This is a genomic window from Microbacterium sp. NPDC055683 (assembly GCF_053617895.1).
In genome coordinates this window covers 47,344-59,656 of sequence record NZ_JBSHGQ010000012.1, presented here as the reverse complement: position 1 = coordinate 59,656, position 12,313 = coordinate 47,344, and the positions used below count along the sequence as shown (strand labels likewise).

11 protein-coding genes are annotated in these 12,313 nt (G+C 71.1%); all 11 read left to right on the top strand.

Translation table 11 applies throughout. The features are described from left to right. Nucleotides 1-5: 5 nt before the first annotated feature. The 11 genes from ACWGPF_RS06930 (at nucleotide 6) to dnaE (ending at nucleotide 12,305) form a co-directional block, all read left to right on the top strand. Nucleotides 6-1,082, top strand: coding sequence for a UDP-N-acetylglucosamine--N-acetylmuramyl-(pentapeptide) pyrophosphoryl-undecaprenol N-acetylglucosamine transferase (locus ACWGPF_RS06930; protein ID WP_452332124.1), 1,077 nt, complete (start codon nucleotides 6-8; stop codon nucleotides 1,080-1,082). A gap of 52 nt (nucleotides 1,083-1,134) precedes the next feature. Next, complete coding sequence (gene murC / locus ACWGPF_RS06925; RefSeq protein WP_452332123.1) at nucleotides 1,135-2,544, top strand: UDP-N-acetylmuramate--L-alanine ligase; 1,410 nt, start codon at nucleotides 1,135-1,137, stop codon at nucleotides 2,542-2,544. Between the two features lie 6 nt (nucleotides 2,545-2,550). Next, complete coding sequence (locus ACWGPF_RS06920; RefSeq protein ID WP_452332122.1) at nucleotides 2,551-3,549, top strand: FtsQ-type POTRA domain-containing protein; 999 nt, start codon at nucleotides 2,551-2,553, stop codon at nucleotides 3,547-3,549. A gap of 170 nt (nucleotides 3,550-3,719) precedes the next feature. Beyond that, a complete protein-coding gene (gene ftsZ / locus ACWGPF_RS06915; RefSeq protein WP_345434726.1) occupies nucleotides 3,720-4,901 on the top strand; it encodes a cell division protein FtsZ in 1,182 nt (393 codons plus the stop codon). After that, a complete protein-coding gene (locus ACWGPF_RS06910; protein ID WP_452332121.1) occupies nucleotides 4,898-5,584 on the top strand; it encodes a YggS family pyridoxal phosphate-dependent enzyme in 687 nt (228 codons plus the stop codon). Before ftsZ ends, ACWGPF_RS06910 begins: the two co-directional genes overlap by 4 nt. A 34-nt stretch (nucleotides 5,585-5,618) precedes the next feature. Further along, on the top strand, nucleotides 5,619-6,119 hold the full coding sequence (locus tag ACWGPF_RS06905; protein ID WP_452332120.1) for a cell division protein SepF: 501 nt from the start codon (nucleotides 5,619-5,621) through the stop codon (nucleotides 6,117-6,119). Between the two features lie 37 nt (nucleotides 6,120-6,156). Further along, nucleotides 6,157-6,453 (top strand): YggT family protein, encoded by a 297-nt coding sequence (locus ACWGPF_RS06900; protein ID WP_345434733.1) that lies wholly within the window; start codon nucleotides 6,157-6,159, stop codon nucleotides 6,451-6,453. Nucleotides 6,454-6,577: 124 nt separating this feature from the next. Next, complete coding sequence (locus ACWGPF_RS06895) at nucleotides 6,578-7,201, top strand: DivIVA domain-containing protein (RefSeq protein ID WP_345434735.1); 624 nt, start codon at nucleotides 6,578-6,580, stop codon at nucleotides 7,199-7,201. Nucleotides 7,202-7,209: 8 nt separating this feature from the next. Beyond that, nucleotides 7,210-7,824: a signal peptidase II gene (locus ACWGPF_RS06890; RefSeq protein ID WP_452332119.1), complete on the top strand. Its 615-nt coding sequence runs from the start codon at nucleotides 7,210-7,212 to the stop codon at nucleotides 7,822-7,824. Further along, on the top strand, nucleotides 7,821-8,744 hold the full coding sequence (locus tag ACWGPF_RS06885) for an RluA family pseudouridine synthase (protein ID WP_452332118.1): 924 nt from the start codon (nucleotides 7,821-7,823) through the stop codon (nucleotides 8,742-8,744). The genes ACWGPF_RS06890 and ACWGPF_RS06885 overlap by 4 nt, the downstream gene beginning before the upstream one ends. Before the next feature lie 48 nt (nucleotides 8,745-8,792). Beyond that, nucleotides 8,793-12,305 (top strand): DNA polymerase III subunit alpha, encoded by a 3,513-nt coding sequence (dnaE, locus tag ACWGPF_RS06880; protein ID WP_452332117.1) that lies wholly within the window; start codon nucleotides 8,793-8,795, stop codon nucleotides 12,303-12,305. Nucleotides 12,306-12,313 lie beyond the last annotated feature (8 nt).

Genomic DNA, 12,313 nt, shown 5'->3' with positions numbered 1-12,313 from the left:
GGGGGGTGACGACGTACCTCCTCGCCGGCGGCGGCACCGCCGGCCACGTGAACCCGCTCCTCGCCGTCGCGGACGGCCTCCGCTCGCGCGACGCCTCCGACGACGTCCTCGTGCTGGGCACCCGCGAGGGGCTGGAGTCGCGTCTCGTGCCCGAACGGGGCTACGAGCTGCTGTTCGTCGACAAGGTGCCGTTCCCGCGACGACCAGACGGATACGCCCTGCGCTTCCCCGCGCTCTGGCAGAAGGCCGTGCGCGAGGTGCGGCGGCACATCCGCGAGCGCCACGTCGACGTCGTGCTGGGCGTGGGGGGATACGCCTCGGCACCCGCCTACGTCGCCGCCCGCAAGGAGGGCGTGCCCTTCGTCGTGCACGAGGCGAATGCGCGTCCCGGCCTCGCCAACGTGCTCGGCGCTCGCCGTGCCGCGGCGGTCGGCGTGGCGTTCGAGGGCACCCCGCTCGCGCGCGGCGAGGTCGTCGGCATGCCGCTGCGCCCCGAGATCGTGCACCTCGATCGCGCGGGCTCGCGCGCCGAGGCCGCACAGCACTTCGGCCTGGCTGCCGACGCGCCCACCCTCCTCGTCTTCGGCGGCTCCCTCGGCGCCCGCCGGATCAACGAGGCGATCGCCGCGACGTGGCAGGAGATCCTCGACGCGGGATGGCAGCTGCTCCACATCACGGGGGAGCGTTCCGATCTCGCCGATCCCGGCGCGCCGGGGTACGCGCTGCGCCGCTACGTCGACCGGATGGACCTCGCCTTCGCGCTCGCGGACCTCGTCGTCTCGCGGTCGGGCGCGTCGACGGTGAGCGAGATCAGCGCGCTCGGCATCCCCGCCGTCTACGTCCCCTACGCGGTGGGCAACGGCGAGCAGCGGCTCAACGCCGCCTCCGCCGTCGACGCCGGTGCGGCCGTCCTCGTCGACGACGCCGCGTTCACGCCCTCCTTCGTGCGCACGGCCGTGCTGCCCCTCCTCGCCGACCGGGCGCGGCTGGACGCGATGGCCGCCGCCGCCGAGGGCTCGGGGACGCGGCACGGCACCGAGAACGTCATCGCCCACCTCGACGCGGCCCGCGCCGGACGCTGACCGGGCGCGCCACGGCCGACCTGCCAGGCGCCGCACGTAGACTCGGGGAGCCATGATCAAGCCCGACCTCACCGTCCCCATCCCCGAGCGCATCGACGCCGTGCACTTCATCGGCATCGGCGGCTCCGGCATCTCGGGGCTCGCCCGCATGTTCCTCGCCGCCGGCATCCCGGTGTCGGGGTCGGACCGCGCGGAGAGCCAGAACACGCGCGATCTCGAGGCGCTCGGCGCGACCGTGTCGATCGGCCACGACGCCGCGAACCTGGGCGACGTCGACACCGTCGTGTACACGGGGGCGATCTGGCCCGAGAACCCGGAGTTCCTCGCCGCGAAGGAGCGCGGTCTCGCGGTCATCCACCGCTCGCAGGCCCTGCACTACCTCATCCGCGGACGCCGCCTCGTCTCTGTCGCCGGCGCGCACGGGAAGACGACGTCGACGGGGATGATCGTCACGGGGCTCACGGCCCTCGACGCCGACCCCTCCTTCGTCAACGGCGGGGTCATCCAGTCGGTCGGCGCGTCCAGCGGTATCGGCTCGGGCGAGCTCTTCGTCGTCGAGGCCGACGAGTCGGATGGCACGTTCCTGCTGTACGACACGGCGGTCGCGCTCATCACCAACGTCGATGCCGACCACCTCGACCACTACGGCTCGCACGAGGCGTTCGACGATGCGTTCGTGCGCTTCGCCGACGCGGCGAGCGAGGCCGTCGTCATCTCCTCCGACGACGCCGGCGCCCAGCGCGTCGCGGCGCGTCTCGCGCATCCCCGCGTGCTCACCTTCGGCGAGGCCGAGGGCGCCGACATCCGCGTGGTCGACATCGCGACGGACGGTCCTGTGTCCTTCGCCCTCGAGCACGACGGCGTCCGCGTTGCGGGAGCCCTTGCCGTGCCCGGCCGCCACAACGCGGTCAACGCCGCCGGCGCGGTCGCGGTGCTGATCGCGCTCGGCTACGCGCTGGAGCCGGCGCTGCGGGCCGTGGAGGGCTTCGGCGGCACCGTGCGCCGATTCGAGCTGCACGGCGTCGAGCGGGGCGTCAGCGTGTACGACGACTACGCCCACCATCCCACCGAGGTGGCGGCCGCGCTGTCTGCCGCGCGCACGGTGGTGGGCTCAGGGCGCCTCATCGCCCTGCACCAGCCCCACACCTACTCCCGGACGCAGCTCATGGCGGGCGAGTTCGCGCGCGTGCTCGAAGACCTCGCCGACCACACGGTCGTGCTCGACGTCTACGGCGCGCGCGAGGACCCCATCCCGGGCGTCACGGGCGAACTCGTCAGCGGCGCGTTCGCCGACCCCGAGAACGTGCACTTCGTCGCCGACTGGCAGGCGGCGGCCGACTACACCGCCTCCGTCGCGCGCGAGGGCGACTACGTGATCACCCTCGGCTGTGGCGACGTGTACCGCATCATCCCGCAGGTGCTCGGCTCGCTCGCCCGCACGGGCGACGGGGCGGCGCACTAGGCGGCCATGCGGCGTCCGGGTCCGCTGCCGTCCTCCTCCCGCACGGAGGCGGAGCACGTCTCCGCCGACGAGGCGCGTCGGGAGGCGGAACGGCGCTCCACCATGCGGCGCCTCGGCATCGAGGATCGCGAGCCCGCGAGGGAGCCCGAGGTCGACACCGCGCCGATCGCGGTGCTGCGCCCCGCAGAGCCGTCCGCCGCAGGACGGGACGAGCCGTCCGTCGACGGCTCGGACGAGCCGCGGGCTCCGCGCGCCTCCGTGTGGCGTGCGGCGCGGGCGCGCCGCAGGGCGCTGCGCTCCGAGGTGAAGCGGTTCACGGCGCGCACCCGCCGCCGTCGTCGCGCCTGGCTCATCGGCATCGGCGCCGTGCTCGCGGTCGTGGCGGCGAGCGCCGGGGCGGCGTACAGCCCGCTCTTCGCCGTCGAGCGGATCGTCGTCGAGGGCGCGGATCAGCTCGACGTCCCCGCCGTGGAGGCCGCGCTCGCCGAGCAGGTCGGGACGCCGCTCCCGCTCGTCGACGCGAGCGCGGTCAAGGCCGCACTCGTCGGATTCCCCCTCATCGAGACGTACGCCCTCGAGGCGCGCCCACCGCACGACCTCGTCGTGCGCGTCGTGGAGCGGACCCCCGTGGGCGTCGTGCAGGGCGAGGCCGGCTTCACGTCGGTCGACGCCGCGGGCGTGGCGCTCGCGACCTCCGCCGAGCCGCCGGCCGGACTGCCCCTCATCGACGCCTCGGGCGGAGCGGGCTCCTCGGCGTTCCTCGCGGCGGGGCAGGTCGTCCGCTCGCTGCCCGCCGACCTGCGTGCGCGCGTCTCGAACGTCACGGCGACCTCGCCGGAGGACGTCGCGTTCGCGCTCGACGGCGGAGCGCTGCAGGTGATCTGGGGGAGCGTCGAAGACTCGCCGGAGAAGGCGAGCGCGCTCACGGCCGCCCTCGGCGCCGAGCTGCCAGAGGGCGTGACGACCTTCGACGTCTCGGCGCCGGGCAACCTCATCGTGCGCTGACGACCGGATCCGCGACTTTCTGCCGACACGCCCACGCGCATTGCCGCGCACGCGACGGTGCGCCCCGTAGCGTCGAGCACGGAAGAAATACATACCGGGCAACACTTTAACCCTCCAGCTGAACGTGAAGGTTGAAGCTCGGAAAGCTTGGGTTCGATACGGAGGCCGGCATGAGCCAGAACCAGAACTACCTCGCCGTGATCAAGGTCGTCGGCGTCGGCGGCGGTGGCGTCAACGCGGTGAACCGCATGATCGAGCTCGGGCTGCGCGGCGTCGAGTTCATCGCGGTCAACACCGATGCGCAGGCGCTCCTGATGAGCGACGCCGACGTCAAGCTCGACGTCGGACGCGAGCTGACCCGCGGGCTCGGAGCGGGCGCCGACCCCGAGGTCGGCCGTCGCGCGGCGGAGGACCACGCCGAGGAGATCGAGCAGGCCCTCGCGGGTGCCGACATGGTGTTCGTGACGGCGGGCGAGGGCGGCGGCACGGGTACGGGCGGCGCACCCGTCGTGGCCCGCATCGCGAAGTCGATCGGCGCCCTCACCATCGGCGTCGTGACGAAGCCGTTCTCGTTCGAAGGGCGCCGTCGTCAGAACCAGGCGGAGCTGGGTGTCGCGACCCTGAAGGAGGAGGTCGACACGCTCATCGTCGTGCCGAACGACCGCCTGCTCGAGATCAGCGACCGCGGCATCTCGATGGTGGAGGCGTTCGCCACCGCCGACCAGGTGCTGCTCGCCGGTGTGCAGGGCATCACGGACCTGATCACGACCCCCGGTCTCATCAACCTCGACTTCGCCGACGTCAAGTCGGTCATGCAGGGTGCCGGGTCGGCGCTCATGGGCATCGGGTCCGCGCGCGGGGCGGACCGCGCCATCAAGGCGGCGGAGCTGGCCGTGGAGTCGCCCCTCCTCGAGGCGTCGATCGAGGGCGCGCACGGCGTGCTGCTGTCGATCCAGGGCGGGTCGAACCTGGGCATCTTCGAGATCAACGACGCCGCCCAGCTCGTCAAGGAAGCGGCTCACCCCGAGGCGAACATCATCTTCGGCACGGTCATCGACGACACGCTCGGCGACGAGGTGCGCGTGACCGTCATCGCGGCCGGCTTCGACAGCGGAGAGCCCCAGCCGCGCGTCGACGTGCCCGCCTTCGGCGGTCGGACGGAGCCCCAGAAGCCCACCGCCCTCCCCGTCGCGCCGGCGGCCCAGCCGGCCGCCGACAAGCCGGCGGACACCGGCTCGGAGCGTGAGGCGGTCGGCGTCGCCGCGACGTCGAGCCCCGTGCTGCCCGATGCCGGCGGATTCGACCCGGCGTTCGCCGACGACGACCTCGACATCCCCGACTTCCTGAAGTGAGCGGTCTCGCCGAGCGCCTCGCCTCCGTCGATGCGCGCATCGCGGACGCGGCTCGCTCGGCGGGCCGCGATCCCGCAGGCATCACGCGCATCGTCGTGACGAAGTTCCATCCGGCCGCGCTCGTGCGGGACCTGCACGCGCTCGGCGTGACGGACGTGGGGGAGAACCGGCAGCAGGAGCTCGTGGCGAAGGCGGAGGAGCTCTCCGACCTCGACACCCTGCGCTGGCACTTCATCGGCCAGCTCCAGACGAAGAAGGCGCGGGCCGTGCGTCGCCGCGCGTCGGCCGTGCACTCGGTCGACAGGGAGCGCCTCGTCGACGCGCTCGACGCGGCGGCCGAGCCGGGCGCCCCCGCGCTCGACGTGCTGGTCCAGGTGAACCTCACGGACGATCCGGGCCGGGGCGGCGTCTCCGCCGCCGATGTCGAGGCGCTCGCCGAGCGCGTGCTCGCCGCGCCGTCCCTGGCGCTGCGCGGCGTCATGGCGGTCGCACCGCTCGACGAGGCGCCCGCCGCCGCGTTCGCGCGGCTGGCCGCATGCGCCGACCGCGTGCGCGCGCTCGCCCCCGACGCGACCTGGATCTCGGCCGGGATGTCGGCCGACCTCGCCGAGGCGATCGCCTGCGGCGCGACACACCTGCGGATCGGCTCCGCAATCACCGGCCCCCGCGACACGCGGGGCTAGCCTCTGAGAAGACGCGAAGACTACGGAGGACGTCATGGCGAACCCGCTCAAGAAGACGATGGTCTACCTCGGCCTCGCCGACGAGGAGGAGTACGAGGAGGAGGCTCCCCAGCCCCGCTCGCACCGCGAGGAGCGCGTCGTGCGCGACGAGCGCCCCCACCGAGAGGAGAAGGTCATCGAAGAGCTGGCCCCCGCACCGGTCACGCCGCTGCGCCGTCCCGCCGTCGTCCGGCAGCCGGCCGCCGGCGCCGTCAACGAGATCGTGACGGTGCACCCCAAGCAGTACCGCGACGCGCAGACCATCGCGGAGCACTTCCGCGAGGGCATCCCCGTCATCATCAACCTCTCGCAGATGAGCGACGCCGACGCACGCCGGCTCGTCGACTTCGCGAGCGGCCTCTCGCTCGGACTCTACGGACGCATCGAGCGCGTCACGAGCAAGGTGTTCCTCCTCTCGCCGGAGAACATCGCCGTCTCGGGCGACGGAGGCATCGCGCACGCCGACATCGAGTCGGCGCCGTTCGCGCAGTCGTGACGCGTCCGCGCGTCGCGATCGATCAGGATCCGCCGTCGTGAGCATCATCGGCGTCATCGCCTCGATCCTGAACTTCGCGCTCCTGCTGTACATCTTCGTGCTGTTCGGACGTCTCGTCCTGGAGTACATTCCGATGTTCAACCGCGAGTGGCGTCCCCGGGGAGCCGTTCTCGTCCTCGCCGAGGTCGCGTACACGCTGACCGACCCGCCGATCAAGATGTTCCGCCGCGTCATCCCCCCGCTGCGCGTGGGGGGTATCGCGATCGACTTCGCCTTCGCCCTCACGATGCTCGTGTGCTTCATCCTCCTGTCCGTCACACGGGCGTTCATCTAGACCCTCATCCACCGCCTCCGGAACGGCAACGTCCGGGAGCGGTGGTTATGCTGTCAACCACGGACACGGCCCAGGGCGCATCCCGGCCGCCGACCGAGTACTCATCGAAAGAGGAGCCAACACCATGGCATTGACCCCGGATGACGTCGTCACCAAGCAGTTCCAGCACGTCCGGTTCAAGGAGGGCTTCGACCCGGACGAGGTCGACGACTTCCTGGATGAGATCGTCGTCGAGTGGCGCAAGACCATCGAGGAGAACGAGCAGCTGAAGGCGAAGCTCGCGGCCTACGAGTCGGGAGAGGCCCCTGCCGCCGTCGAGGAGCCCGTGGCGGAGCCCGCTCCCGTCGTCGAGCCGGAGCCCGTTCCTGCGCCCGCTCCCGTCGTCGAGGCCGCGCCCGCCGCGCCTGCGCCGACCGCGACCGCGTCGAGCGCAGCGAGCATCATCGAGCGCGCCCAGCGCCTCCACGACGAGCACGTCGCCGAGGGTCAGGCGACCGCCGAGCAGATCGTCTCCGACGCGAAGTCGCAGGCGAGCCGCATCGTCGCGGACGCCGAGGCGAAGCAGCGCGAGGTCACCGCGCAGCTCGACTCCGAGCGCAAGACGCTCGAGGGTCGCATCACGGAGCTCCGCCAGTTCGAGCGCGACTACCGCCAGCAGCTGCGCAGCTACTTCGAGACCAAGCTGAAGGACCTCGACTCCACGGGTTCGTCGTCGGGCTCCAGCCCGGTGTCGGCCATCGGTCTGTAAGACCGGCGTTGTCGCGCCGACCCCCTCTGCGTGCCGCGGCGGCCGGCACCCCGATCGCGATCCTCGCGCTCGTGGTGCTGGCCGCCGACCAGTTCACCAAGCAGCTCGCCATCTCGGCGCTCCCCGAACGCGAGGCCGTGCCCGTGGCGGGCGACGCGCTGCAGTGGTACCTCGTCTACAATCCGGGTGCCGCGTTCTCGTTCGGCGAGGGCGTCACCTGGATCTTCACGATCGCGATGGCCGCGGTCGCCGTCGGGATCGTCTGGCTCGCCGCGACGCGGATCCGCTCCCGGCTGTGGGCCGTGGTGCTCGGGCTGCTGCTCGGCGGGGTGCTCGGCAACCTCACCGACCGCCTGTTCCGCGATCCCGGCTTCGCTGTCGGCCACGTCGTCGACTTCATCCTCACGCCGTGGATGTGGTTCTGGACGACGCCGGCGATCTACAACGTCGCCGACATGTTCATCGTGACCATGATGATCGCCGTCGCGATCCTCGTCCTCATCGGCATCGGATTCGACGGACGACGCGAACGTCGCGCCCCCGCGGACGCGGCATCCGCCTCGGACGCCTCGACGGCGGAGGCACCCGTCGCCGACGAGGGCACGGCGGAGCGCTCGGCATGAGCGAGTTCCGCCGTCTCCCGGTTCCGGACGGCCTCGACGGCGCGCGCGTCGACGCCGCGCTCGCCAAGATGCTCGGCTTCTCCCGCACCTTCGCGGCGGAGGTCGCCGAGGCGGGCGGGATCGAGCTCGACGGGCTCGTCGTCGGGAAGTCGGACCGCGTGTCGGCCGGCTCCTGGCTCGACGTGTCGTGGTCGCCGAAGGAGGAGCCGCGCGTCGTCGCGACCCTCGTGCCCGAGCTCGGCATCGTCCACGAGGACGACGACATCGTCGTGGTGGACAAGCCGGCGGGCGTCGCCGCGCATCCGTCGCTGGGATGGGAGGGCCCGACGGTCCTCGGAGCCTTGCTCGCCGCGGGCGTGCGCGTCGCGACGACGGGGGCCGCGGAGCGCCAGGGCGTCGTCCACCGCCTCGATGTCGGCACGAGCGGCCTGATGGTGGTCGCGAAGAGCGAGCGGGCCTACGCGCTCCTCAAGCGCGCATTCAAGGAGCGCACGGTCGACAAGATCTACCACGCCGTCGTCCAGGGCCATCCCGACCCGCTCGCCGGCACGATCGACGCGCCGATCGGGCGCCATCCGAGCCACTCGTGGAAGTTCGCCGTGACTCCGGACGGCAAGGACTCCGTGACGCACTACGAGACGATCGAGGCGTTCCCCGGGGCCTCGCTCCTCGAGATCCATCTGGAGACGGGACGCACGCACCAGATCCGCGTGCACATGGCCGCGCACCGGCACCCCTGCGTCGGCGACCCCTTGTACGGCGCGGACCCGACGCTGTCGGCGCGGCTCGGGCTGACGCGGCAGTGGCTGCACGCCCACGAGCTCGCCTTCGCCCATCCCGCATCGGGGGAGTGGGTGCAGTTCTCCTCGGAGTACCCGGCCGATCTCGCGCACGCGCTGGCCGTTCTGCGCGGGGAGTAGCGGGCGGGCGGTCGGCCTCCTGTCGGACGCGAAACGTAGACTCGAGGCATGGCGTCCGACTCCTTCGTCCACCTGCACGTCCACAGCGAGTACTCGATGCTCGACGGGGCGGCCAAGCTCGGGGCCATGACGCAGGCGGCAGCCGACTACGGCATGCCGGCGATCGCCGTCACGGACCACGGCAACACCTTCGCGGCGTTCGAGTTCTACAAGGCGGCGAAGGCCTCCGGCGTGAAGCCCATCATCGGGCTCGAGGCATACGTGACGCCGGGGACGCACCGCGGCGACAAGTCGCGCGTGCAGTGGGGATCGCCCGATCAGAAGAGCGACGACGTCTCGGGATCGGGCGCCTACACCCACATGACGATGTGGAGCGAGACGACGCAGGGCATGCACAACCTGTTCCGCCTCAGCTCGCGATCGAGCATGGAGGGCTACTACTTCAAGCCCCGCATGGACCGTGAGCTCCTGCAGACGTACGGCAAGGGCCTCATCGCGACGACGGGATGCCCGTCGGGCGAGATCCAGACGCGGCTCCGTCTCGGCCAGTACGACGCGGCCAGGGCGGCCGCGGCGGAGTTCCAGGACATCTTCGGCAAGGAGAACTACTTCGCCGAGATCATGGACCACGGCCTCTCCATCGAGCGGCGCGTGATGACCGACCTGCTGCGGCTCGCGAAGGACCTCGGCATCCCCCTGGTCGCCACCAACGACTCCCACTACACGCACCAGCACGAGGCCGACGCGCATGCCGCGCTCCTGTGCGTGCAGTCCGGCTCGACGCTCGACGACCCGAACCGGTTCAAGTTCGACGGCGACGGCTACTACGTCAAGACGGCCCAGGAGATGCGCGAGCTCTTCCGCGACCATCCCGAGGCGTGCGACAACACGCTCCTCATCGCCGAGCGGTGCGACGTCGAGTTCAACACCTCGGCGAACTACATGCCGCGCTTCCCCGTCCCGGAGGGGGAGACGGAGGAGAGCTGGTTCGTCAAGGAGGTCGAGAAGGGCCTGCACTACCGCTATCCCGACGGCATCCCCGACCGCTCGCGGAAGCAGGCCGAGTACGAGACCGGCATCATCCTGCAGATGGGCTTCCCCGGCTACTTCCTCGTCGTCGCCGACTTCATCAACTGGGCGAAGGACAACGGCATCCGCGTGGGACCCGGCCGAGGATCCGGCGCAGGCTCGATGGCGGCATACGCCATGCGCATCACCGACCTCGACCCGCTCGAGCACGGCCTCATCTTCGAGCGCTTCCTCAACCCCGACCGCGTCTCGATGCCCGACTTCGACGTCGACTTCGACGACCGGCGCCGCTCCGAGGTGATCGACTACGTCACCGAGAAGTACGGCTCCGAGCGCGTCGCCCAGATCGTCACCTACGGCACGATCAAGTCGAAGCAGGCGCTCAAGGACGCCGGCCGCGTGCTCGGGTTCCCGTTCAGCATGGGCGAGAAGCTCACCAAGGCGATGCCGCCCGCCGTGATGGGCAAGGACATGCCCCTCGACGGCATGTTCAACCCCGAGCATCCGCGCTACAAGGAGGCGAGCGAGTTCCGGACGGTCATCGAGACCGACCCCGAGGCGCGCACCGTCTTCGACCGCGCCGTCGGCCTGGAGGGGCTGAAGCGCCAGTGGGGCGTCCACGCCGCCGGCGTCATCATGTCGAGCGAGCCGCTCATCGACATCATCCCGATCATGCGCCGCGAGCAGGACGGCCAGATCGTCACGCAGTTCGACTACCCCGCGTGCGAGTCGCTCGGCCTCATCAAGATGGACTTCCTGGGGCTCCGCAACCTCACGATCCTGTCGGACGCCCTCGACAACATCCGCACCAACCGCGGGGAGGAGCTCGATCTCGAGCACCTCCCGCTCGACGACCGCGGGGCCTACGAGCTCCTCTCGCGCGGCGACACCCTGGGCGTGTTCCAGCTCGACGGCGGGCCCATGCGCTCGCTCCTGCGGCTCATGAAGCCCGACAACTTCGAGGACATCTCGGCCGTCATCGCTCTGTACCGTCCGGGCCCCATGGGCGCGAACTCGCACACGAACTACGCGCTCCGCAAGAACGGGCAGCAGGAGATCACGCCCATCCATCCCGAGCTCGAGGAGCCCCTGCGCGACATCCTCGACACGAGCTACGGCCTCATCATCTACCAGGAGCAGGTGATGGCGATCGCGCAGAAGGTCGCCGGCTTCAGCCTCGGACAGGCCGACATCCTGCGGCGCGCGATGGGCAAGAAGAAGAAGTCCGAGCTCGACAAGCAGTACGAGGGCTTCGCGGGCGGCATGACCGAGCGCGGCTACGGCGAGGGGGCCATCAAGGCGCTCTGGGACATCCTTCTGCCGTTCTCGGACTACGCCTTCAACAAGGCGCACTCGGCGGCGTACGGCGTCGTGTCGTACTGGACCGCCTACCTGAAGGCGCACTATCCGGCCGAGTACATGGCCGCCGTGCTGACGAGCGTCGGCGACTCGCGCGACAAGCTGGCGATGTACCTCAACGAGTGCCGGCGCATGGGCATCCACGTGCTGCCGCCCGACGTCTCGGAGTCGATCGGGTTCTTCGCGGCCGTCGGCGACGACATCCGCTTCGGGCTCGGCGCCATCCGCAACGTCGGATCCAACGTCGTCGACGGCATCATCGCCGCGCGCGCCGACGGCCCGTACACCGGCTTCCACGACTTCCTGGCGCGCGTGCCGATGCACGTCGCGAACAAGCGCACGGTCGAGTCCCTCATCAAGGCGGGGGCGTTCGACACCATGGGATCGTCGCGCCGCGCGCTGCTCGAGGTCCACGAGCAGGCCGTCGAGCTCGCCGTCACCGACAAGCGCAACGCGGCGGGCGGCGCGATCGGGTTCGACTTCGACAGCCTGTGGGACGAGCCGGAGGCGGCGCAGAAGGTGCCGGAGCGCCCCGAGTGGACGAAGAAGGACAAGCTCGCGTTCGAGCGCGAGATGCTCGGCCTCTACGTCTCCGACCATCCCCTCGCCGGGCTCGAGGTGCCGCTCGCGAAGCACCGCTCCATCACGATCAGCGACCTGCTCGCCTCCGAGGACCTGCAGGACGGCGACCAGGTGACGGTCGCCGGGCTCGTCACGAGCGCGCAGCACCGCGTGGCGAAGCAGAGCGGCAACCCCTACGGCATGATCACCGTGGAGGACTTCGACGGCGAGGTCACGGTGATGTTCATGGGGAAGACCTACACCGAGTTCCAGCCGATCCTGCAGCAGGACTCCGTTCTCGCCGTGCGCGGCCGGGTCTCGCGCCGCGACGACGGGCTCAACCTGCACGCGCAGTCGGCCTTCGTGCCCGACGTCGGAGCCCTCGAGGCCGCAGGCCCCCTCCTGCTGCTCCTGCCGGAGCAGCGCGCCACCGAGCAGGTGGCGGAATCGCTCGCCGAGGTGCTGCGCCGCCATCGCGGCGAGACCGAGGTGCGGCTCAAGATGCATCGCGGCCGGACCGCGAAGGTGTTCGAGGTGCCGATGCCGGTCTCGATCACGGCTGAGCTGTTCGGCGACCTCAAGGCGCTGCTCGGGCCGCAGTGCCTGGGATGACCCCGGAC